Here is a 21245-nt window from a genome sequence, read left to right as displayed (position 1 = left end):
GAGGAACATATGCAGGTTATATCTAATTTGGCGAATGGATTCATGAAGCTGTTTTCCACAGGAGGACAGACGTTTTTGGGATGGGTGACCACGATTATTCCAACGGTAGTATGTCTGATGACAGCAGTCAACGCGATTATAAAACTGATCGGAGAAGACAGGGTAGAAAAATTTTGTATGAGGATCACCGGAAACAGGCTGTGCCGGTATTTATTTCTACCTGTCATCGCAATGATCTGTGTCGGCAACCCGATGGCATATACTTTTGGCAGATTCGTAGAAGAGAAGTATAAGGTTCCTTTTTTTGACGCGGCGATCAGCTTCTGCCACCCAGTGCTGGGGTTCTTTCCCAATGCCAATGCCGGTGAGCTGTTCGTATACATGGGGATTGCAGCAGGTATCCAAAAGCTGAGCCTGCCGCTGGGTGATCTGGCAGTCCGCTATTTTCTCGTGGGACTTGTAGTTATTTTTATCCGCGGCATGGTGACAGAAAGAATTTATCTGATGCTCAGCAATAAATATCAGAAGATGGGAAATAAGGAGGTAGCTGTCCATGAATAAGCCAGTAAAAATCGTCGCAGGTTCCGGAGGATACGGGGGACCGCTTGTAGTGCAGGCAACAGAAACATGCAATAAGATTCTTTGTATGACAGCGATAGGAGGAATTCATCCGCTGGCCGCAAAGCTGGCGGAGATGACCGGCGGGGAAGCAGTCGACGGTCACAAGAATAATGTACCGGATGAAGAAATCCTGGTCGCTATCGTCGACTGCGGAGGAACGTTACGGTGCGGAATTTATCCGCAGAAGGGAATTTTTACCGTTAATTTAAATCCTGTGGGACAGTCAGGGCCTCTGGCAAAATATATTACTCCGGATATATACGTATCTGCTGTTAACGAAAGCTGTCTGTCTTATGCCGACGGTGAAGCTGCCACCGAGAAAAAAGCGCCGGAAGAAGAAAAAGACAGCAGCCGGGATATGAAACAGGAACAGACGGCTGAGCGGCCGGGACTGATCACGAGGCTCGGCATCGGAGTAGGGCAGGTTGTCGGAAAGTTTTTTGCAGCAGGACGTGAGACTATTGAAATGGTAGTAAAAAATATCCTTCCGTTTATGGCATTTACCAGTACGATCCTTGGAATCATCACAGCTACGGGACTCGGGAACGTCATTGCCAAGACAATTTCGCCGCTGTGTGCCACGCTCCCCGGAATGCTGATCATATCTCTTATTTGTGCTATGCCGTTTTTGTCACCGGTGCTCGGCCCCGGAGCCGTTATCGCACAGGTCGTGGGAACTCTTCTGGGATCACAGATCGCTATGGGCAAGATACCGGCCCAATATGCACTGCCGGCACTTTTTGCGATCAATGCCCAGGTAGGATGTGATTTCATCCCGGTAGGGCTGAGTCTTGCGGAGTGTGAGTCAGAGACCATAGAACTGGGTGTTCCGTCCGTCCTGTATTCCCGTGTCATTACAGGGCCGTTGGCAGTTATCATTGCGTTCGCTGCAAGCTTTGGACTGTATCATTCATAGAAAAAAATATTTATACATAATTTCAATATTAAATATAGACTTTGCGTAAATAAAAAGGTAAAATGAAGACATAAAATCAAAGGAGGCAGAAGTATATGAAGATTTCAATTGGATGTGACGAAGCAGCCTATGAGTTAAAAGAGGCAATCAAAAAGAGATTGGAGGAGACGGGTCATACCTGTGTGGACAATGGAGTGGAAGCCGGAGAAACCGCATTGTATCCGGATGTTGCGGTAAAGACCTGTGAAAAAGTGACCAGCGGTGAGTGCGACAGGGGGATTCTCGTGTGCGGCACCGGCATCGGCATGGCTATGACGGCAAATAAGGTGCCGGGAATCCGGGCGGCTGTCTGCCACGATCCGTTCTCCACAGAGCGCTCCATTCTGAGCAATGACGGAAATGTGATGTGCATGGGAGCCAGGGTGATCGCACCTCAGCTGGCTTTATATCTTTTGGATATTTGGATGGGACTTGAATTTAAAGATGGGCCGTCTACCGAAAAGGTCGAGAGGATCACTTACTACGAGAAACAATTCAGCAAATAGACAGGAGGAGAGCATATGGATGAAGTTTTAAATTATTCTATGAACGAAATGGCAGGCGCAGATTTTGACTGCAGCTGCGGCAGACATCATACACTGGATATCAGGCATATCATCATGGGGCAGGGGGTTCTTAAGGAACTCACAAAAGTACTGGAGCCGTTTTCCGGCAAAAAGGTTTACATGCTCAGTGATAATCACACATTTAAGGCAGCAGGAGACCGGGTGCTTTCAATTCTGGAAGGCGAGGATTATCTTGTAAAAAACGTGATGCTGGATTCCGGGGATGATATTTTGATTCCCAATGAACAGGCCGTGGGAACGATGTTTCTGAACCTGGAACCGGATACGGCGGTGATCGTTGCGGTTGGCTCAGGGACGATCAATGATATGGCAAAATATATGTCTGCGAGAACAAAGATTCCATATGTGATCGTCTGTACGGCTCCTTCCATGGACGGATATGTCGCCGACGGGGCACCGCTGATCCTGGAGGGAAAGAAAATATCTTTTGTCGCCACACTTCCTTACGGCGTCATCGGAGACACAGATATCATGAAGCAGGCGCCAATGCATATGATCCATGCCGGATTCGGCGATGTGCTGGGCAAACTGACCGCCCTTGCCGACTGGTATCTGGCAAAAGAAAAAGTCGGCGAATACTGCTGTGAGACCTGTGTGACTCTTGTGCAGAGAGCACTGGACAAAGTCACAGGCAGCGCAGAAGCCCTGGCAAAGAGGGACGATGACGCGGTCCTTTACCTGATCGAAGCGTTGACCCTCACAGGGGTGGCCATGGGACTGATCGGTGTATCCCGCCCGGCTTCCGGGGCAGAGCATATGCTCAGTCATTACTGGGAGATGGACTTTATCGCGAAGGGAAAGTTCCCGGAACTGCACGGTATCAAGGTAGGCATTGCAACGCCTGTTATTGCAGAAATATTTGAGCTGATGAAGGATGAGGTGCCAAAAGAAGCCATGAAGCTGGCGCCTTCCAGAGAATATGTGGAGGGACTCTTAAAAACAGTGGGGGCGCCGGTGTATCCGACGGATATCGGAATTGACAGAGAACTGTTTTATAACAGCATTTTGGAGGGATACAAGGTAAGAAATCGGTACAGTATTCTGGAACTGGCCCTGAAAACGGAAAAACTTGAAGAAATTGCAGCAAAAATAACCAATCGTATTTATCAGTAAGGGAGAGATGAAATGAAATATTTTACAAGAATTCAGAAGCTGGGGAAAGACTCGCTGACATTTTTAGGAGACCCTGATTCAAATTTTATTATTCTGTTTAATGATAATGCGCCCCCTGCATTTGAGGATCTCTGTGTGCTGCATACGATTGAGGAGCTGAGAGCAAATATTGAGCCGGGAGATATGATGCTGATCAATGAAAAAGGATTTGAAGTGACGGCAGTGGGTACTGAAGCAAATGAAACTCTCAGGGGACTTGGACACTGCACGGTAAGCTTTAAAGGCGGTCCGGAAGCAGAGCGCCCGGGATGTATTATGGTGGAGGCGGTAAAAGGTGAGGAGCCTTTGACATCCGCAGATTTCGCACCGGGAAATACAATCGAATTCATATAAGCATTTATACAAATGTATGTATAATAGCGGCTTTAAAAGTATTTATACAAATGTTCAAAATAAGGTATGGATTTTATCATAGAATGGAAGTAAAATGAAGGTATATTACCAGTGGTATTATTTATATTGCAGGTGGTAATCTTATTTGAAAATTAAGATTCGGGAGGAAGCAAAATGGATGAGATCTTAAACTATTCTATGAATGAAATGGCAAAAGCAAGTTTTGACTGCAGCTGCGGAAGGCATCATATTCTGGATATCGACAAGTTGGTGATGGGTCAGGGAGTAATAAAAGAACTGCCGGAAATGGTAAAGGGCCTTGGTGCAAAGAAAGTCTACATGCTGAGCGACAACAATACATACAAAGCGGCGGGAGAGACCGCAGAGAAACTGTTGAAGGATGCAGGATTTCAGGTGAAAAGTGTGGTCCTGGATTCAGGGGAAGATATTTTAATCCCGGCTGAGCATGCTGTTGGAACGATGTTCTTAAACCTGGAGCCTGAGACGGATGTTTTGATCGCGGCAGGTTCCGGAACTTTGAATGATATGGTAAAATATATGTCAGCCAGGACAAAGATTCCATACATCGTTGTCTGCACCGCATCTTCTATGGATGGCTATGCATCAGACGGAGCCCCTCTGATCCTGGGAGGAAAGAAGATTTCCTTCATTGCAACCCTTCCCTACGGCATCCTCGGGGATACGGATATCATGAAGCAGGCGCCAATGCATATGATTCGCGCCGGGTTCGGGGATGTGATAGGAAAACTTACCGCTCTTGCAGACTGGTATTTGTCCAGGGAGATGACCGGGGAATACTGCTGTGAGACTTGTGTGACCCTCGTTCAGAAAGCCCTTGATAAAGTAACCGGAAGTGCAGAGGCACTTGCAAACAGGGATGATGAAGCGGTTCTCTATCTGATCGAGGCGCTGACGCTTACCGGAGTGGCCATGGGACTGATCGGCGTATCCCGTCCGGCATCCGGAGCAGAGCATATGCTGAGCCATTACTGGGAGATGGAGTTCATCGCAAGGAAAAAGTATCCGGAGCTCCACGGAATCAAAGTCGGCATCGCCACACCGATCATTGCGGAAATTTTCGAGATTATGGGAGACGAAATTCCGGAGGCGGCGAAGAAGCTGGCACCGACCAGAGAATATGCGGAAGGGCTTTTAAAGACCGTAGGTGCGCCGGTTTCTCCGAAAGAAATCGGAATCGACAGAGATCTGTTTTACCAGAGCCTGCTTGACGGATATAAAGTCAGAGACCGGTACAGCGTCTTAGACCTGGCAGTGGAAAAAGGAAAGATGCAGGAGATCGCGGAGAAGATCACACATCGCTTTTATGATGAAGATTAAGGAGAATGACAGATGAAGCAAAATATTCAGGCAGTGAAAGATATTAAATGTTTTGTCCTCGACATGGACGGGACCATCTATCTTGGAAATGACTTGTTTCCATTCACACAGGACTTTTTAAAGAAAGTGGAAGACACAGGGAGGGAGTATTATTTCTTTACGAATAATTCTTCCAAGAGCCAGCAGGCCTACATAGATAAACTTTCGGGAATGGGAATTTCCATCACACCGGAGCAGATGATGATTTCCAGTCATGTGATGATCCAGTACTTAAAAAAGAACCATCCGGGGGAAACCCTCTATGTGGTAGGGACACCTTCTCTTCTAAAAGAGTTTGAAGCCTTTGACATGCCGCTGGTGGACGAAGATCCGGACATCGTCATCCTTGGTTTTGATACGACACTTACTTATGAGAAGATTTCTAAAGCCTGTCATTATGTGCGTAATGGATGTACATACTATGGCATTAATCCGGACTGGAACTGTCCGATGGAAGGCGGAAATTTCATACCGGACTGCGGTTCCATGGCGAAACTGGTGGAGGCATCCACGGGACGTTTCCCTGAATTCTTTGGGAAACCTTCAAAACATACCCTGAATTATTTTGTGGAGCAGTCAGGGTACCGTCCGGAAGAGATCGCTATCGTAGGCGATCGGCTGTACACGGATATTGCAGTGGCGGACGGAAGCCCTGTGACTTCAATCCTGGTGCTTTCGGGAGAGAGTACGCTGGAGGATGTAGAGAAAAGTGATGTGAAGCCGGATGTGATCGTGGATTCATTGGAGGATATCACGGAGATTCTTTAGCCTTCATTGATTTCGTTCAGGCCGGATGTTATAATGGAGACAATCAAAGGAGGAATTCATTATGACAAAAAGAGAAGCATTTTTCTTCGGCGGATTCTGGCTCTGGCTCGGCGTAGTCATCGGTTTTCTGATCGCTCCGATTAAAAAAGGAGTGGAGATTGGCAATAACAATACGTGTGACAACAACACTTATGAAGGCAGACAAAAGAAACCTGAGCCGGACAAAAAGCACCATAAATAATCAATACCCTTTCGGAGACGTGATTCCGAAAGGGTATTTTTACGTATACCTTATCGCGCGAAGCGCGTCCACCCGAAGGGTATAAAATACGGTGTTGCGGGTATGATTTAAATTTTCTCAGACGAAACGTTTTCCCTGACGGCTGTCCGTCTCCTTCATGCGCCGGGAAATTTCATTCAATACTTTTCTCTTGTTGAGCGTCCAGCGGGGAGCAATCAGCAGATCTCTGGGACCGTCTCCTGTTAGGCGGTGGATAACAATATCTTCTCGTAGTTCCTCAATACAGCGGATGACGAAATCAACGTAGTCATCAAGTTCATAGACCGGGAATGGATGTTTCTCATACAGAGCGCCGAGATCGGTGTGTTTCAGCACGTGGAGAAGGGAGAGTTTGACCCCGTTTATCGGAAGCTGATTTAAATACCGGACAGACTGAAGCATCATCTCTTCTGTTTCTCCAGGCAGTCCGAGAATCAGGTGGACTACAACATTGATCCCTAGATCATGCAGTGCTTTTAATGCCTGTTGAAAACAGGAAAGAGGATAGCCTCTCCGGATGAATTGTGCAGTTTTCTCATGGATGGTCTGGAGTCCAAGTTCCACGAAGACTGGCTTTATCTGATTCAGTTCATCGAGCAGTTCAAGCACGTCCTGAGGAAGGCAGTCCGGGCGGGTGCCGATGGCAAGTCCTACAATTTCTTCCTGCAGGATAGCCTCATGAAAAAGAGAGTGCAGTTTTTCATAAGGAGCATAGGTGTTTGTAAACGCCTGAAAATAGGCAATATATTTATGGGCATCCGTCTTTTTGCTAATCAGGCGGATACTTTCTTTGATCTGTTTATCAATGGGGAGAACAGCGTCGGGCGCAAAATCTCCGGAGCCTCCTTCGCTGCAGAAAATACAGCCTCTGTTTCCAAGGGTGCCGTCCCGGTTCGGACATGTGAAGCCTCCGTTTAAAGAAATTTTATATATTTTTTCGCCAAAGGTCTGTTTTAAATAAGAATCAAAAGAGTAATAGCGTTTTCCATCCCAATCCATTAAATGTGGTTCCTTTCTGCTATGTGGTATAGTTCCATAGTTTGTTCACACATTGATCCTAAGCCTTTCCAATTCGTCCTATAAAATGGAAATATCTAAAAGAAGGATGGGGAGGCTAATATTAATGAAGAAAAAACTAAAGGATATCATGGTTATGATACCGGGAAAAATAAAAAAACACAAGAAGCTGACGGCCGTTTTATTGGCTTTGTTTGTGGCAGTGGGCGTATTTTCGGGGAGATTGGTTTTGACAAGATCGGTGAAACATATGAAGTTGATATGGAGCAGCTGTTTGTGCTGAGCAGAAAGTACAGTGATGAGGCTTTTGAACATTCCCAAAGCGGGAAGATGACAATGGATGAGATGTATATTTACAGAATTCGGAGGGCACTGAAAGAGTTTGATATAAGAATCCCAGATGAATCCGCACTTCAATTCCAGCATTTATACGCCGGATATCAAAAACAGATTGCGGTTTCGGAGGTTATGAAAGAGGTCCTGACATTCTGCCGGGATAGGGTTCCCATAGGGGTGATCACAAACGGACCGTCCGGACACCAGTGGGAGAAAATAGAGACGCTGGGCCTCAGAAAGTGGTTTTTGGACGATACAATCTTCGTGTCCGGAGATGTGGGAACTGCAAAGCCTGCTGAGAAGATTTTTTGGTATGCATGTGATAAGATGAAGCTTCGGGACGCCTCGGTCTGGTATGTCGGGGATTCCTTCCGGAATGATGTAGAGGGAGCAAAAAACGCCGGGCTTCATTGCATATGGATGAACCGGAGGAATCATACATATCCGGTATCCAAAATACGTCCGGATCACTGTGTCTGCTCGGAAAAGGAGCTGTACCAGCTGCTGCAAAAGCTTCTGTGAGATAAGACAGGTCTAAAACTTTTCAAAACGTATGGAAAAGTTTTAGACCTGTCTATTTTTTTGCAAAAATGTCCGAAATCCTTTTGACTGTTTTTTGAAAGGGGACGGTGATATAGTAAAGACACAGCAACGGAGGGATAAAAATGAACAAGAGATCAAGGGAGATTTTGCTGGGACTCATAGATTTGGAGAAGACATTCCGTATCAGTGAACTGGCAGAGAAATTCCAGGTGTCGGAGCGCACTATAAGAAATGACATCAATGATGTCAATGACTTCTTGGAACAACATGAGCTTTCTTCAGTAAAACTGGGGAGCAACGGGACACTTCTTGTGGAGGATGACATTGAACTGGCGGCAGGCCTGTTTAATCAGAATGATTTTTACACATACCGGCTTTCCAAAGAAGAGAGAAAGCCGCTGATCGCGGCGACCCTGATCGAAGCTTCGGGCTATACGACTTTATCAAACATGGCAGAACTTTTGTATGTGAGCAGGGCCACAATCATCAATGATTTAGAGAGTGTCAAGCAGATGCTTTTAAAGGAACATCTCACTGTGGAATCCCATTCCAACAAAGGGCTTGCCCTTCACGGAAAGGAGAGTGATAAGCGGGCATGCCTGTTAAAACTTCTGAACCAGGACGGATCTTTTCAGGCCGCAGGTTCTGTGGTCCAGAGCTTTATCAGAGGACTGAATATCAGCCACAGGCTGAAAAAAGAAGACAAACAGAACCTGCAGAAAATCATCAATGAACAGGAGCACACACACGGGAGGTTTTTAACCGACGCATCTTTCAACTATCTGCTCTCGTATCTGACCATACTGATCCAGAGAGTTAAGCAGGGGCATCAGATCACCGAGTCTTTGGAGGTAAAGAAGAGCAAGTACGAGATGGCAGAGGATATTTTGAGGTATGTGTGCCAGTACTGGGAACTTCCTGAGAGCCAGGGGGAAAAGGAACTGTTAAGCGATATTCTGGACAGCTTAAGCTACATAAAAAAGGACAGCAGGAACCAGAGAATCATCGGCCTCCAGCTGGTCACAAGGAAATTCATTGAGCAGATATCCAATGAGCTTCAGGTGGACCTTAACCGGGATTTTGTGTTTTATGAAAATCTTGTAAACCATCTGGAATCCATTTTTACGAAAGAGTTTAATATCACTCAGAGAGACGATTTTCTCAGACAGATCGTAGAACAAAATCAGGAAGCCCTGCATGCGGTTAAGAACAACATTGAGATGCTGGAACGGTTTGTGGGAAGAAAGATCCAGGCGATCGAGGCCGATTACATTGTGATTCACATCAGCGCCGCTCTGGAGCGGAGAAAGAAAAAGGAAATTGAATTCCGAGTTGTCATTGTCTGCAACGGCGGAGTGGGGACATCGCAGCTCCTTCTGGCAAAAATGAGAAACCGCTTTGATTTTCACATCATCGATGTTGTCTCTGCCCATGATCTAAGAAAAAGCCATTATGAAGACATTGACATGATCGTGTCCACGATTCCCTTAAAGGCTTATGAGGGAGAGTATGTGCTTGTGACACCGATGTTTTCTGACGAAGATTATCTGAGGGTTAATAAAAAGATCGAGCTTCTCCAGAAAAAGAACAGGGTTCGCCAAAAGAAGCTGCCCGAAAAAGAAAGAAATCCAGATGAACTTTCCGCTTTGCTGCGGCCGGTGATCAGAGATCCGGAACTGTTCAGGGAAGTGTCCATGAAGATCTATGAGTATTTCGAGGAGTCCTTTGATGAGGAGCGGGAGCCGTTTTTGTGTGAATTGTTGAGAGAAGAGAATATTCAGCTTAATATCGAGTGCAGAGACTGGAAGGATGCCATCAGAAAATCGGCAGAACCGCTGCTTTTAAAAGGGTATATCGAAAATCGGTATGTGGACGCCATGATAGAAAATGTACTGGAAAACGGCAGCTACATCGTTATTTCCAAGGGATTTGCACTGCCCCACGAGGGATTTGAGCTGGGCAGCCGGAAAGTTGGGATGAATATGATCCGTCTTAACAGGCCGGTGATCATCGAGGACGAGGACGGTGACCGGGAGGAAGTGAGATTTTTCTGCTGCCTGAGCACCGTGGACCACAAAAAGCACATCAAAGCCTTTTTCCACCTGGTTAATATGCTGACCAATGAAAGATTTAAGGAAGAGCTGTGGAATGCCGAAAGTCCCCGGGAGACAGCGGCAATTATTAAAACTTATGAACAGAGAATAAAGGAGTGACAACATGGTTTGGGAACATTTAAACAAGGAATTGATACTGCCTCAGATTGATGCCAAAGACAGTGCAGACATTTTTGAGCAGGCGGGAGGAAAATTAGTCTCTCTGGGCTACTGTAAGGACAGCTATGTAGAGGCATTAAAGCTGAGAGAGAAAGATTTTCCCACAGGCGTTGACATGGGAGGGGTGGGAGTTGCCATTCCCCATACGGATGTGAGCCATGTCCTGAAAAAGGGCATCGTCATCGCTACCACAAAGAAGCCGGTCACCTTCGTACAGATGGGAACGGACGATGAGACCGTAAATGTAAGGGTCGTCTTCATGCTGGCCGTGGATGAGAAAGGGCATCTCGAGTTATTGCAGGCAATTTTAGGGATTCTGCAGGACCTTCATGTAGTAGAAAAACTAAGCAGCGCGCAGAACCCGGAAGAAATTATAAATATCATCAAAGAAAAGGAGAATTCATTATGAAAAAGAAAGTTATCGTAGCATGCGGAGGAGCAGTGGCAACATCCACAGTAGCGGCAAATGCAGTGGTGGATCTGGCGAAGGAAAATGGAATTGATGTGGAAATCGCGCAGGTGAGAATCTCAGAGATCGAGTCCAATCTTCCGGCCGATCTGATCGTGACGACCTCAAAGGTAAAACGGGATTACGGTGTGCCGCTGATTACAGGGATGCCGTTTATCTCAGGGATCGGCGCAGACAAGACAAAAGAAAAGATTTTGGAAGTACTGAAATAACAGACACGTGGGAAACACCAAGGAGGTAAAGGAGAAAAACTATGGGTATTTTTGGAGACGCGATTAATTACATCATTGGCTTGGGTGCATCCGTTATGCTGCCTCTCGTCATCGCTATACTGAGTATTATTGTAGGAGTGAAAGTAGGAAAGGCCATCCGTGCCGGACTTATGGTAGGTGTTGGATTTGTAGGGCTGGGACTTATCGTCGATATGATGAATGCAAATCTGGGGCCTGCGGCAAAGGCCATGTCAGAGACTTTTGGGCTCCACATGAGTGTGGTAGACGTAGGGTGGCCGGGAATGTCGCCGATTACATGGGCATCCGGCATCGCAACCGTTGCGATCCCAGTAGCAATTCTTGTAAATGTGGTGATGCTTATACTCAAGCTTACCAAAACCGTAAATATTGATATTTGGAACATCTGGCACATGACATTTACCGGGGCGATTGCCTATGCAGTGACAGGAAACTTTGCCATCGGGATTGCAGGCGTAGTGGTCCATGCAATTTTTACATACAAATTCGGTGATCTGTATGCTCCGCTGATGGAAGACTATTTTGAACTGGAAGGCCTTACAGTTCCCCACGGAACATCCGCCTACCTGGCACCGTTTGCCTGTACGATCGACGCCATTATCGAAAAGATACCAGGACTGAACAAGATCAGCATTACTGCCGATAAACTACAGGAAAAAGTAGGTGTGCTCGGAGAACCTATCGTCATCGGAGGACTCCTCGGAACTTTAGTAGGTGCGCTGGCAGGCTATAATTTTCAGGCCGCACTTCAGCTGGGCATCAAGATGTCCGCAGTCATGGTACTTATGCCGAAAATCACAAAATGTATCATGGAAGGCCTCATGCCGATCTCAGAGAGAATGAAAGAAATTCTCACCAAACGTTCCGGGGACGGAGAATTTTACATCGGACTTGATCCGGCGATCCTTTTAGGGGATTCCCAGGTAGTAACCGCAGGGCTGATTTTTATCCCGCTGACAATCTTGATCGCAGTAATCGTGCCGGGAAACATCATTCTTCCATTTGGTGATCTGGCGACGATCGGGTTCTTTATTGCCATCGCTGTGGCTGTCCATAAGGGAAATCTGTTCCGCACGCTGATCTCAGGCTCCGTGATTATGTATGTGACCATCTGGATCGCCAATCAGGCAATTCCGTGGACTACGGCACTTGCTAAGTCCGTTAACCTGACAAACGGAGCATCCAGAATTGCCGCACTCGACCAGGGCGGGTCACCAATCACCTATATGTTCACACAGATCTTTACGAGGGAAAACCTTGCAGGGCTAGCTGTAATCGCCGTGATCTACGCAATCTGTCTCGTATTCACTGTAAGGACATCCAAGGCCAGAGCGGCCGCATTAAAAGAAGAGAAGTAAAACATCAGAAAACCGGGCGGGCTTTTGCCCGCCCGGACTGATAACAGAATATCAGGAGGAAAAAGATGCCATTAATGACAACAACACAAATGCTCCTCGATGCCCAGAAAAACGGGTATGCAGTGGGTGCTTTTAATGTAGAAAACATGGAAATGGTCATGGCGGTCATGGAGGCAGCCGAGGAACTTCATTCCCCGGTCATCATGCAGACTACGCCGTCCACGGTAAACTATGCGGGACTGGATTATTTTCTGGCAAATGTACGGACGGCGGCAGAGCGTGCCAGCGTGCCCATCGCCATGCATCTGGATCACGGAAACAGTTTTGAACTGGCCATGCAGGCATTGAGGGCTGGCTATACATCCATTATGATCGACGGGTCCCATGAATCCTTTGAGGAGAACATCCGGCTCACCAAATCCGTAGCCGATGCATGTGCCCCGTCCGGAGTTCCGGTGGAAGCGGAGCTTGGAAAAGTCGGCGGAAAGGAAGACGATTTGGACGGAGGGGCCGGAGGATACACGGAACCTTCAGAGGCGTTGGAATTCGCAGACAAAACGGGAATTACTTCTCTGGCCGTGGCCATCGGCACAGCCCATGGCGTTTATAAAGGGGAACCGAAGCTGGATCTTCTGCGCCTGTCAGAAATCCGGAAAGTGGTTTCTGTACCACTGGTGCTCCATGGAACAAGCGGTGTGCCGGACGAGACGGTGACGGAATGTGTCAGCCGGGGGATCTGCAAGGTAAACTACGCTACAGATTTAAGGATCGCATTTACAAGCGGGGTTACCAGTGTGCTCAAAGAAAAACCAAATACGATCGATCCCAAAAAATATAATGCCGCGGGAAAAGAAATGGTAAAGGAATATGTCAAATCAAAAATAAAGGTCGTAAAGAGTGAAGGAAAGGCTTAGGTGAGTGGTATGAAAGCAGGAGTGGTCCATGCAAAAAATGACATCCGGTTCGAGGAAATCAAGACCCCGGTTCCGGAAAAAGGGCAGGTGCTGATCAAAGTCAAATATACAGGAATCTGTGGCTCTGATGTGCCGAGAGTCAACGGGGATGCGTGTCATTTCTTCCCGAATGTGCTGGGACACGAGTTTTCCGGTGTTGTGGAGCAGACCGGGGAAGGAGTTCAAGCCCTGAAATCCGGAGACCGGGTAGCCGGAGTGCCTCTGGTGCCCTGCATGAAATGTGAGGACTGTCAGAAGGGAAATTATTCCCTTTGCAGGCATTACAGTTTTATCGGGTCCAGGGAATTCGGCAGTTTTGCCGAGTATGTGGCAGTGCCGGAGAAAAATGCAGTAAAATTTGAAGATTCCGTATCTTTTGAGCAGGGGGCTTTCTTCGAGCCTGCCACAGTGGCTCTCCATGGACTTTTAAGGACCGGCTACCGGGGAGGAGAAAATGTGGCGATCCTGGGCGGCGGTACCATCGGGCTGTTCACGGCCCAGTGGGCAAAGATTTTCGGTGCAAAAAAAGTTACGGTTTTTGACATCAGTGACGAGAGACTTAAGCTTGCAGAGAAATTGGGCATCGACGAGGGTATCAATACTCTGGATGAAGACTTCATGGAGCAGGCTATGGCGCTTACCGGGGGTAAAGGATTCGGCTATGTGTATGAGACCGCAGGGGTTACCACGACCATGAAATATGCATTCCGATTGGCAGCCAATAAAGCGGGAGTCTGCTTTATCGGAACACCGACTAAAGAATTATCCTTTAGTGTGGAAGAATGGGAAAATATGAACCGGAAAGAATTTACTCTGACCGGGTCCTGGATGTCCTACAGCGCCCCGTTTCCGGGGAAAGAATGGGAGCTTACAGCCCATTATTTTAAGACCGGGCAGCTGAAATTTGATGATTCACTGATATTCAAGAAAATGCCTTTATCTGAAATAGCGGATGCTTTTGAACTTTACAAAGAAAAAGGTACAGTAAAAGGCAAGATTTTGATTGACAGTGAGGGATGATTTATGATTTTAACAGTGACACTGAATGTATCAGTGGATAAAGCATACAAAATAAAAGGAGCTGTGTGTCCCGGCGCCGTCTCCAGGGTGGAGGAATGCAGGAACACCGCAGGAGGAAAAGGGCTCAATGTGGCAAGGATTGCAGATCTGTGCGGAGAAGATGTTTTAGCAGCTGGTTTTGCCGGAGGATTCAACGGCGATTATGTCAAAGCAATGCTTTGCGAAGACGGAATTCAAAGCAGATTTACAAAAGTAAAAAGCGAGTCCAGAAGCTGCATTAATATATTGGCCGGGGACGGTACATCCACAGAATTTCTGGAACCGGGTGCGCCGGTAGAGGAAGAGGAGTGGAATCGGTTCTTAAAGGATTTTGAAGAGATGGTAAGAGAGAGTCATGTGGTTACTATCTCAGGCAGCGCTCCAAAGGGACTTAGGACGGATTGTTACCGGAAGATGATCGAAATAGTGAAGAGGCAGGGAAAAGAGGTTATCTTAGATACCAGCGGAGAGTATTTAAGAGATGGACTGAAAGCGAAACCTACGATGATAAAACCCAATCAAGAAGAACTGGAAGACCTGCTTGGAGTGGAGATTAAAAACCGGGAAGAACTGATCTCGGCAGGGAAAAAGCTTGGAAGTCAGGGAATCCCATATGTAGTCATATCCCTTGGGGCAGAAGGAGCTTTAATGATTTGTGATGAAAAAATCTATCACGGAAAGCCTCCTGAATTAGACGCGGTGAATCCTGTAGGATGCGGGGATTCCATGGTAGGAGCCTTTGCAGCGGCGTTCTGCCAGGGAAAAACAGACAAAGAAACACTGGCTTATGCAGTGGCAGTGTCTGCTGCCAATGCGATGAATCCGGGGACAGGAAGATTCCGCATCAAAGATATGGAAGAAATTTTTTCAAAGGTAGAAGTTGAAGAGATTACTTATTAACAGCAGAAAAGCAAGACACTATGCAGCATGAAGTGTCTTGCTTTTTATTATTTCTTAGGAAAGACATTGTAAAGCCCCTCAAAGAGTGAGGGCCCAGGAGATGAAGCGGGCTTGCCATTTTGTTCAGACAGGGATATATGCAACGGAATTCCCATGGTGGCGGATGACCTGTTCCAAATCGGCACAGCTGATCCACACCGTGGCAGTGTTATCGTTTGGATGAACTCCGATGCAGGAGCTGTCTTTGAGTTCTTCGTCTATAAAAACTTCCACAGCCAGATGTTCATCGTTTAAGATTCCCATGGGAGAGACAGAACCTTTGGTTAACTTCAAATGTTTCATGAGCCGTTCCTCCGATGCGAAACTTAATCTGGATGAACCGATGGTCTGCCGGAGCGTTTTCAGATCCACCAGTTTGTCTCCGGCAACAAGAACGAGAAAATGCCGCTTGCCGCTGCCGTCTCTTAAAAAGAGATTTTTTGCAATGGATTCATTGGGTCTGGTCAGATGCAAAGCCTCGATCTCCTCCATCGTATAGGCAGCAGGGTGATTTTCGTACTCATATGGGATGTGGAGGCGGTCAAGCGTATCTAATACCTTTTGTTTCATGTTCAAGTCCTTCTTTCTATTCGATCAGTGACAGAAGTTCGTCGGGTTTTTCCAGCACAACGGCATTTTCTTTTTTCAGTGCTTCGGAGGCTCCCCATCCTGCAAGGGCAAAATCACATCCGGCGGCTCTGGCACAGTCTATGTCATAGCTGGTATCCCCGATAAACAGCATTTGGCTTATCGGTATTTCAGACTGTTCTGCCAGATATAACAGAGGTTCAGGGTCCGGTTTGGCATGTGCTGCCTCGTCCAGGCAGATGGAGTGCTCCATGAAATGTTTCAGCCCATGGCGCTCCATCGTTTCTTCATATTCGATTCGGAGTTTATTTGTAGCAACGCCCAGGATAAGCCCTTTTTGCCTCAGGGCAGATAAAGTGTCCAAAATTCCGTCAAACGGATGGATCGTATGTGCATAGCAGTCAATATATTTTAACCACCCGTTAATACTTCCCTCAGGAAAGCCCATAGAGTCCAGCAGGGCCAGGCTGTCGCCGCCGAGAACAAATTCAAGCTCATTAAGCGGCCTGAATTCTTTCCATGTCTCTTCGTACAGATCTCTGAAGCCTGCGAGAATGGAATATTTGGTGTCCAGCAGAGTACCGTCCAAATCAAAACAGATCATCTTATAACCAAGTGATAAGCTATTCATATATCTTCCTCACTTTATAAAACAGAAATCGTATAGGCAAGTGTCTCTGACTGCCCCGGGCCCAGTATGCGGACTCCGCGTTTGTGTTCAAAAATGCCGTCCTCATTGGAACAGGTAGAAGTGCCTGACCAGGGTTCAATTGCCACAAACGGTCCGTCATTGGCGCTGGACCAGATGCCGAGATAATCAAAGTCTTTAAAATCGACGCGGATTCCTTTTTGCGTTTCTTTATGCAGCAAAGAAGCCGATCTGGATTCCAGACTGTCAAAGATCAGGGCGTCGTCATAAAAAAGTTCGTGCTTTACGCCGAATGAAGACGCATGATCAAGCAAAGCCTTTCTGTTGTTTACATTGATCAGGCCGTCCTCTGTCAAAACCGGACATCCGGCCGTCTCCGGCTTTTCAAATTCTATGATATAATCCTCAAAAGCTTCTCCTTCATTCAGTGGACAGTTAAACGCGGGATGTCCTCCAACAAAATACGGCATCACTTCAGAGCCACAATTCTTCACGGTGTGTTCGACAATCACACTGCGGTCTTTGACACGGTAAGTCATTTCAAGTTCAAAGTCATAGGGGAAAGATTTCATGGTCTCTGCGTCAGCGTGCAGAAACAGAGAAATGCTGTCGCTATCCAGGTGACGGAGGGTAAATTCACATCTTCTGGCTATTCCATGCCTGCCCATAGAACAGGATTTACCGTCTCCGATTTTCGCCTCCCCGTTCCTTAAACTTCCGCAGATTGGAAACAGGATTGGAGCCTGTCCGCTCCAGAAATCAGGATTGCCCTGCCATAAGTACTCTAAGCCTGCTTTATCTTTAATAGAAGTAAGGCCTGCCCCGGATGTGTCAACAGAAACTGTAAGAACACCGTTTTTTAATTGATATGAACTCATATTACGCTCCTTTTGCTGAACAAAAATAAACAAGTTTCTTTTCAGAATATTATACCTTATATGATATAATGGTGCAAAGGAGAAACATTATGACAAGCAGCCGTTTATTTGAGATCATTTATATTTTGCTGGAGAAAAAGAAAGTGACAGCGCCGGAGCTCGCCGAGAGGTTTGAGGTTTCGGTGAGAACGATATACCGGGATATCGATGCGCTGAGCAGTGCGGGCATACCGGTATACTGTACTCAGGGAAAAGGAGGGGGCATTGGCCTGTTGGAAGACTTTGTCATGGACAAGTCTGTCCTCACGGAGGAGGAACAAAATCAGATACTTCTCTCACTCCAATGTATGGCAGTCACGAATCACATGAATGCTGAAAAGCTTCTATCCAGATTGTCCAGCCTGTTCCAGAAGGACGATGAGAACTGGGTCTACGTAGACTTTTCACGCTGGAACCCAGGGGGAGAAAAGGAACTGTTTGAAAAACTGAAAGAAGCGATCCTTAACAGGGAAGTGGTCATATTTGATTACTATAATGCGAAGGGGGAACATTCCAGAAGGGAGGCAGAGCCCATGCAGCTGTATTTCCGCGGCATGGACTGGTATCTCGCTGCATTCTGCAAAAAGAGCAGGGAGATAAGGATCTTTAAACTCAAGAGACTTAAAAATCTGGAAAAAACAGAAGAACGCTTTTTGAGAAAAGACATCCGGGATATGAAAACAATGCCGCTCCTGGAAGAAAAGAATGATATGGAAGTATCCGTCAAGGTAGAAAAAAGTCTTGGATTCCGTGTCTATGATGAATTCGATCCGGACTGGATTCGGGAGCAGGAGGGATTTTTTTATATCACGTTCCCATGTTCCGGGGAAGAATGGCTGTATGGATGGCTTTTATCCTTCGGGCCGGGGCTTGAGGTGCTCGGGCCAAAAGAAGTCCGCAGCGAAATGAAATGCCGTCTCCGGCGCATGGCAGGCCGGTATGAAGAAAATATTTAAAACCTGACAGACAGCTGTCAGGTTCTCTGTTGTACAATAAAGAAAAAACAATGGAGGCAGAATTATGAATTATGAAGTGGTAGAATTAGAAGAAAAGATTGTTGCAGGGATCAGTGCGAGGACATCCAATGATGCACCGGATGCCGGGATGGTGATAGGATCTCTGTGGGGGCGTTTTTTTAAAGAAGGGATCTTTTGTAACATTGCAAACAAAGTAAATGAAAAGAGTATCGGCCTGTATTCTGATTATAATGATGAGAGTATGCAGGAATATCAGATCACAGTGGGATGCGAGGTAAGCAGCACCGAACAGGACCAGGAAGGACTTACTTTCATTGTGATCCCAGAAGGAAAATATGCAAAGTTTATTGTCCGGGGCCATATGCAGAAAGCTGTGACCGAGTTTTGGATCAAGCTGTGGAAGATGGATTTAAACCGCAGCTTTACAGGGGATTTTGAAGAATACCAGCCGGGAGGCACGCTGGAAGACTCAGAAATTCATATGTATATTGCACTGAAGGAGTGATACACAAAAATGGATTATGTGAAAGCAAAGCATATCATAACCAGAGGACCGGGGGACTCCTGGTTCGGCGGAGATTATAATATGAATATATACCGTGGCTGCTGCCACGGTTGTATTTATTGTGACAGCCGGAGTGACTGTTATCATATTAAGAATTTTGATCAGGTGAAAGCGAAAGAACATGCCATGGAAATTATCCGGGATGATCTGAGAAGGAAAACAAAAAAGGGAGTTGTGGCAACCGGCGCCATGAGTGATCCGTACAATCCTTTTGAAAAAGAACTGATGCTGACCAGGCATGCCCAGGAACTGATCAACGCTTTCGGCTTTGGCAGTGCCATTGCAACGAAAAGTGCCATGATTACAAGAGACATCGACATTCTGGAAGAGATAAAGGAACATTCCCCTGTAATCTGCAAGCTGACGATTACGACCTGTGACGACACTCTCTGCAGAAAAATAGAGCCGGGGGTATCCCTGTCATCTGAACGGTTTGAGGCTCTTGCGAAACTCAAAGACGCGGGGATTTTTGCAGGGATCTTAATGATGCCGGTGCTTCCGTGGATCGAGGATACAGAAGAAAATATTCTTGGTATTGTTAAGGCAGCGAAAGAATGTGGAGCAGATTTCATCTATCCTGCCTTCGGAGTGACATTGAGACAGAATCAGAGAGAATGGTATTTTGAGAAACTGGACAGACTGTTTCCGGATGAAAATTTGAGGGAAAAATATAAGAAGAGGTATGGAGACCGATACCAGTGTACCAGTCCGCATGTAAAACAGCTGTGGAGCCGGTTTGCGGCCGCCTGCAATGATGCGGGTATTCTGTTTAATATGCGTCATATCATTAGGGCATACAGGCGTCCGTATGAAGCCAGGCAGATGAGTCTGTTTGACCTGTTTTAAGAAAATATAACAAGGGGCATTGTACAGCGGCTGTACAGTGCCCCTTGTGCCTGAGTGGAAAAAAGTTTTCAAATATGGTAAACTGGAAGATACAGTGCTGACAATTCTATATATAGAACAAATTAAATTTGTTTTATAGGAAACAGAATAAAAGGATCTGGAGAGATACAGATCCTTTTGACTGTTTATACAAAAGGAGTGAATTGAATGATAGAGTTTCAACATGTAACTAAGAGTTTTAAAGATAATAAAGTCCTGTCGGATATCTCTCTGACGATTGAAGATGGGGAACTGGTGGCGATTATCGGTTCCAGCGGCTGCGGAAAAACCACAACGCTGAAGATGATCAACCGGCTGATCCGTCCGACGAAAGGCAAGATTTTTATCGACGGAAAAGACATTGAAGATATGAACAAAGTCGAGATGCGGCGCAGTATCGGATATGTTATACAGCAGGCCGGGCTGTTTCCTCATATGACGGTCAGAGAGAACATCGAACTGATTCAAAGATTAGAAAAAAAGGACGAAGAACAGATCAGGAAGAATACGGAATATCTTATGGATATGGTCGGTCTTAACGGAGATGAATTCCTGGACCGCTATCCCAATGATCTGAGCGGAGGACAGCAGCAGCGTGTCGGTGTCGCCAGAGCACTCGCGAATAATCCAAAAATCATTCTGATGGACGAACCTTTTTCGGCGCTGGACCCAATGACAAGGGTCAGTCTTCAGGACGAGCTGATTGCTCTTCATGAGAAAGTGGACAAAACCATCGTATTTGTCACCCACGATATGGATGAGGCGATCAAGATCGCAGACAAAATCTGCATCATGAAAGACGGCCATATTCTCCAATATGATACACCGGAAGAAATCCTTAAAAACCCTGCAAACGAGTTCGTAGAAAACTTTGTAGGGAAGAACCGTATCTGGGGGTCACCGGAGTACATAAAGGTGGAGGATATTATGATTGAAAATCCGGTCACCTGTAACGGGGACCTGTCCAGGACCCGATGTGTCAAAAGGATGAAAGAACGGCATGTAGATACCCTGCTTGTAGTAGATAAAAACAGGAAGCTCCAGGGCATGGTCAACAGAAAAGCTCTGTACCGTGCCAAGAATCCGCTGGCTGCAGCGGAGACCATGATGAAGACAGATGTTCTGACTGCAAGTCCGGATGACAATATCCTGAAGCTTTTAAAACTGATCGACGAATATGATGTAGGGAATATTCCTGTAGTTGATGAAAATGAAAAGGTACTTGGACTGATCACAAACAGCAACCTGATCTCTACGCTGAGCCAGCAGTATTTAACAGAAGACGATGAAGATACAGCGGTGCGGCCGTCAGATGAAGACCAGAAAGATATGACAGAGAAGGAGGTGTAAC

Annotated in this window: 25 protein-coding genes; 21 read left to right on the top strand and 4 right to left on the bottom strand. The window is 46.4% G+C overall.

All coding sequences use genetic code 11. The features are described 5' to 3' along the window. Window positions 1-9 precede the first annotated feature (9 nt). From srlA to CI597_RS00405, 8 genes are all read left to right on the top strand, one after another. The gene (gene srlA / locus CI597_RS00435; RefSeq protein WP_024726842.1) at window positions 10-561 is read left to right on the top strand and encodes a PTS glucitol/sorbitol transporter subunit IIC; all 552 of its coding nucleotides are present in this window, start codon (window positions 10-12) and stop codon (window positions 559-561) included. Further along, window positions 554-1537, top strand: coding sequence for a PTS glucitol/sorbitol transporter subunit IIB (gene srlE / locus CI597_RS00430; RefSeq protein ID WP_024726843.1), 984 nt, complete (start codon window positions 554-556; stop codon window positions 1535-1537). Before srlA ends, srlE begins: the two co-directional genes overlap by 8 nt. Window positions 1538-1632: 95 nt before the next feature. Then, complete coding sequence (gene rpiB / locus CI597_RS00425) at window positions 1633-2082, top strand: ribose 5-phosphate isomerase B (RefSeq protein ID WP_024726844.1); 450 nt, start codon at window positions 1633-1635, stop codon at window positions 2080-2082. Between the two features lie 15 nt (window positions 2083-2097). After that, window positions 2098-3276, top strand: a complete 1179-nt coding sequence (locus CI597_RS00420) for a sn-glycerol-1-phosphate dehydrogenase (protein WP_024726845.1) — start codon at window positions 2098-2100, stop codon at window positions 3274-3276. A gap of 12 nt (window positions 3277-3288) precedes the next feature. After that, window positions 3289-3669, top strand: coding sequence for a PTS glucitol/sorbitol transporter subunit IIA (locus tag CI597_RS00415; RefSeq protein WP_024726846.1), 381 nt, complete (start codon window positions 3289-3291; stop codon window positions 3667-3669). 174 nt (window positions 3670-3843) lie between these two features. Further along, the gene (locus tag CI597_RS18290) at window positions 3844-5028 is read left to right on the top strand and encodes a sn-glycerol-1-phosphate dehydrogenase (RefSeq protein ID WP_024726847.1); all 1185 of its coding nucleotides are present in this window, start codon (window positions 3844-3846) and stop codon (window positions 5026-5028) included. Window positions 5029-5040: 12 nt separating this feature from the next. Next, window positions 5041-5835, top strand: a complete 795-nt coding sequence (locus tag CI597_RS18285) for an HAD-IIA family hydrolase (protein WP_024726848.1) — start codon at window positions 5041-5043, stop codon at window positions 5833-5835. Window positions 5836-5896: 61 nt separating this feature from the next. Next, a complete protein-coding gene (locus CI597_RS00405) occupies window positions 5897-6076 on the top strand; it encodes a hypothetical protein (RefSeq protein ID WP_024726849.1) in 180 nt (59 codons plus the stop codon). 117 nt (window positions 6077-6193) lie between these two features. Here CI597_RS00405 and CI597_RS00400 read toward each other — a convergent pair whose 3' ends face one another. Then, window positions 6194-7114 carry a TIGR01212 family radical SAM protein gene (locus CI597_RS00400; RefSeq protein WP_024726850.1) on the bottom strand — a complete coding sequence of 307 codons (921 nt, stop codon included), beginning with the start codon at window positions 7112-7114 and terminating at the stop codon, window positions 6194-6196. A 124-nt stretch (window positions 7115-7238) separates the two neighbouring features. Between CI597_RS00400 and CI597_RS17900 the strand changes: the two genes are divergently transcribed. From CI597_RS17900 to pfkB, 9 genes are all read left to right on the top strand, one after another. Next, window positions 7239-7415: a hypothetical protein gene (locus CI597_RS17900; protein WP_155854003.1), complete on the top strand. Its 177-nt coding sequence runs from the start codon at window positions 7239-7241 to the stop codon at window positions 7413-7415. Then, window positions 7394-7990 carry an HAD family hydrolase gene (locus CI597_RS00395; RefSeq protein ID WP_024726851.1) on the top strand — a complete coding sequence of 199 codons (597 nt, stop codon included), beginning with the start codon at window positions 7394-7396 and terminating at the stop codon, window positions 7988-7990. The genes CI597_RS17900 and CI597_RS00395 overlap by 22 nt, the downstream gene beginning before the upstream one ends. Window positions 7991-8133: 143 nt before the next feature. Beyond that, window positions 8134-10224: a BglG family transcription antiterminator gene (locus tag CI597_RS00390; RefSeq protein WP_024726852.1), complete on the top strand. Its 2091-nt coding sequence runs from the start codon at window positions 8134-8136 to the stop codon at window positions 10222-10224. Between the two features lie 4 nt (window positions 10225-10228). Further along, a complete protein-coding gene (locus CI597_RS00385) occupies window positions 10229-10693 on the top strand; it encodes a PTS sugar transporter subunit IIA (protein WP_024726853.1) in 465 nt (154 codons plus the stop codon). Beyond that, window positions 10690-10965, top strand: coding sequence for a PTS galactitol transporter subunit IIB (gene gatB / locus CI597_RS00380; RefSeq protein WP_024726854.1), 276 nt, complete (start codon window positions 10690-10692; stop codon window positions 10963-10965). The genes CI597_RS00385 and gatB overlap by 4 nt, the downstream gene beginning before the upstream one ends. A gap of 41 nt (window positions 10966-11006) precedes the next feature. Further along, window positions 11007-12362 carry a PTS galactitol transporter subunit IIC gene (locus CI597_RS00375; protein WP_024726855.1) on the top strand — a complete coding sequence of 452 codons (1356 nt, stop codon included), beginning with the start codon at window positions 11007-11009 and terminating at the stop codon, window positions 12360-12362. Window positions 12363-12427: 65 nt separating this feature from the next. After that, window positions 12428-13276: a tagatose-bisphosphate aldolase subunit GatY gene (gene gatY, locus CI597_RS00370; RefSeq protein WP_024726856.1), complete on the top strand. Its 849-nt coding sequence runs from the start codon at window positions 12428-12430 to the stop codon at window positions 13274-13276. A 9-nt stretch (window positions 13277-13285) separates the two neighbouring features. After that, window positions 13286-14335: a galactitol-1-phosphate 5-dehydrogenase gene (locus CI597_RS00365; protein WP_024726857.1), complete on the top strand. Its 1050-nt coding sequence runs from the start codon at window positions 13286-13288 to the stop codon at window positions 14333-14335. A gap of 3 nt (window positions 14336-14338) precedes the next feature. Further along, window positions 14339-15274 (top strand): 1-phosphofructokinase, encoded by a 936-nt coding sequence (pfkB, locus tag CI597_RS00360; RefSeq protein WP_024726858.1) that lies wholly within the window; start codon window positions 14339-14341, stop codon window positions 15272-15274. 123 nt (window positions 15275-15397) lie between these two features. Here the strand turns inward: pfkB and CI597_RS00355 are convergent, their stop codons facing one another. The 3 genes from CI597_RS00355 to CI597_RS00345 are packed head-to-tail and all read right to left on the bottom strand — an operon-like array spanning window position 15398 to window position 17428. Beyond that, complete coding sequence (locus CI597_RS00355; RefSeq protein ID WP_034548980.1) at window positions 15398-15883, bottom strand: prolyl-tRNA synthetase associated domain-containing protein; 486 nt, start codon at window positions 15881-15883, stop codon at window positions 15398-15400. Window positions 15884-15899: 16 nt separating this feature from the next. Continuing rightward, window positions 15900-16532, bottom strand: coding sequence for an HAD family hydrolase (locus CI597_RS00350; protein WP_024726860.1), 633 nt, complete (start codon window positions 16530-16532; stop codon window positions 15900-15902). A gap of 14 nt (window positions 16533-16546) precedes the next feature. Next, window positions 16547-17428: an aldose 1-epimerase family protein gene (locus CI597_RS00345; RefSeq protein ID WP_024726861.1), complete on the bottom strand. Its 882-nt coding sequence runs from the start codon at window positions 17426-17428 to the stop codon at window positions 16547-16549. An 89-nt stretch (window positions 17429-17517) separates the two neighbouring features. Here CI597_RS00345 and CI597_RS00340 point away from each other — a divergent pair, with 89 nt between their 5' ends. From CI597_RS00340 to CI597_RS00325, 4 genes are all read left to right on the top strand, one after another. Beyond that, the gene (locus CI597_RS00340) at window positions 17518-18423 is read left to right on the top strand and encodes a helix-turn-helix transcriptional regulator (RefSeq protein WP_024726862.1); all 906 of its coding nucleotides are present in this window, start codon (window positions 17518-17520) and stop codon (window positions 18421-18423) included. A gap of 64 nt (window positions 18424-18487) precedes the next feature. Then, window positions 18488-18949 (top strand): GyrI-like domain-containing protein, encoded by a 462-nt coding sequence (locus CI597_RS00335; RefSeq protein WP_024726863.1) that lies wholly within the window; start codon window positions 18488-18490, stop codon window positions 18947-18949. A gap of 9 nt (window positions 18950-18958) precedes the next feature. Further along, the gene (locus CI597_RS00330; protein ID WP_024726864.1) at window positions 18959-19855 is read left to right on the top strand and encodes an SPL family radical SAM protein; all 897 of its coding nucleotides are present in this window, start codon (window positions 18959-18961) and stop codon (window positions 19853-19855) included. 207 nt (window positions 19856-20062) lie between these two features. Then, a complete protein-coding gene (locus CI597_RS00325; protein WP_024726865.1) occupies window positions 20063-21244 on the top strand; it encodes an ABC transporter ATP-binding protein in 1182 nt (393 codons plus the stop codon). Window position 21245: the final 1 nt, after the last annotated feature.

Origin of the sequence: Anaerostipes hominis (ex Lee et al. 2021), assembly GCF_002270485.1 — a bacterium.
Taxonomy (GTDB): domain Bacteria; phylum Bacillota; class Clostridia; order Lachnospirales; family Lachnospiraceae; genus Anaerostipes; species Anaerostipes hominis.
Note: the sequence above shows the minus strand (reverse complement) of the source record. Positions and strands in the feature narration are given on the sequence as shown.

Excerpts from the sequence above, each read along its gene's own strand:
- srlA (WP_024726842.1), top strand. The coding sequence starts at position 10 with ATGCAGGTTATATCTAATTTGGCGAATGGATTCATGAAGCTGTTTTCC.
- srlE (WP_024726843.1), top strand. The coding sequence starts at position 554 with ATGAATAAGCCAGTAAAAATCGTCGCAGGTTCCGGAGGATACGGGGGA.
- rpiB (WP_024726844.1), top strand. The coding sequence starts at position 1,633 with ATGAAGATTTCAATTGGATGTGACGAAGCAGCCTATGAGTTAAAAGAG.
- CI597_RS00420 (WP_024726845.1), top strand. The coding sequence starts at position 2,098 with ATGGATGAAGTTTTAAATTATTCTATGAACGAAATGGCAGGCGCAGAT.
- CI597_RS00415 (WP_024726846.1), top strand. The coding sequence starts at position 3,289 with ATGAAATATTTTACAAGAATTCAGAAGCTGGGGAAAGACTCGCTGACA.
- CI597_RS18290 (WP_024726847.1), top strand. The coding sequence starts at position 3,844 with ATGGATGAGATCTTAAACTATTCTATGAATGAAATGGCAAAAGCAAGT.
- CI597_RS18285 (WP_024726848.1), top strand. The coding sequence starts at position 5,041 with ATGAAGCAAAATATTCAGGCAGTGAAAGATATTAAATGTTTTGTCCTC.
- CI597_RS00405 (WP_024726849.1), top strand. The coding sequence starts at position 5,897 with ATGACAAAAAGAGAAGCATTTTTCTTCGGCGGATTCTGGCTCTGGCTC.
- CI597_RS00400 (WP_024726850.1), bottom strand. The coding sequence starts at position 7,114 with ATGGATTGGGATGGAAAACGCTATTACTCTTTTGATTCTTATTTAAAA.
- CI597_RS17900 (WP_155854003.1), top strand. The coding sequence starts at position 7,239 with ATGAAGAAAAAACTAAAGGATATCATGGTTATGATACCGGGAAAAATA.
- CI597_RS00395 (WP_024726851.1), top strand. The coding sequence starts at position 7,394 with ATGGAGCAGCTGTTTGTGCTGAGCAGAAAGTACAGTGATGAGGCTTTT.
- CI597_RS00390 (WP_024726852.1), top strand. The coding sequence starts at position 8,134 with ATGAACAAGAGATCAAGGGAGATTTTGCTGGGACTCATAGATTTGGAG.
- CI597_RS00385 (WP_024726853.1), top strand. The coding sequence starts at position 10,229 with ATGGTTTGGGAACATTTAAACAAGGAATTGATACTGCCTCAGATTGAT.
- gatB (WP_024726854.1), top strand. The coding sequence starts at position 10,690 with ATGAAAAAGAAAGTTATCGTAGCATGCGGAGGAGCAGTGGCAACATCC.
- CI597_RS00375 (WP_024726855.1), top strand. The coding sequence starts at position 11,007 with ATGGGTATTTTTGGAGACGCGATTAATTACATCATTGGCTTGGGTGCA.
- gatY (WP_024726856.1), top strand. The coding sequence starts at position 12,428 with ATGCCATTAATGACAACAACACAAATGCTCCTCGATGCCCAGAAAAAC.
- CI597_RS00365 (WP_024726857.1), top strand. The coding sequence starts at position 13,286 with ATGAAAGCAGGAGTGGTCCATGCAAAAAATGACATCCGGTTCGAGGAA.
- pfkB (WP_024726858.1), top strand. The coding sequence starts at position 14,339 with ATGATTTTAACAGTGACACTGAATGTATCAGTGGATAAAGCATACAAA.
- CI597_RS00355 (WP_034548980.1), bottom strand. The coding sequence starts at position 15,883 with ATGAAACAAAAGGTATTAGATACGCTTGACCGCCTCCACATCCCATAT.
- CI597_RS00350 (WP_024726860.1), bottom strand. The coding sequence starts at position 16,532 with ATGAATAGCTTATCACTTGGTTATAAGATGATCTGTTTTGATTTGGAC.
- CI597_RS00345 (WP_024726861.1), bottom strand. The coding sequence starts at position 17,428 with ATGAGTTCATATCAATTAAAAAACGGTGTTCTTACAGTTTCTGTTGAC.
- CI597_RS00340 (WP_024726862.1), top strand. The coding sequence starts at position 17,518 with ATGACAAGCAGCCGTTTATTTGAGATCATTTATATTTTGCTGGAGAAA.
- CI597_RS00335 (WP_024726863.1), top strand. The coding sequence starts at position 18,488 with ATGAATTATGAAGTGGTAGAATTAGAAGAAAAGATTGTTGCAGGGATC.
- CI597_RS00330 (WP_024726864.1), top strand. The coding sequence starts at position 18,959 with ATGGATTATGTGAAAGCAAAGCATATCATAACCAGAGGACCGGGGGAC.
- CI597_RS00325 (WP_024726865.1), top strand. The coding sequence starts at position 20,063 with ATGATAGAGTTTCAACATGTAACTAAGAGTTTTAAAGATAATAAAGTC.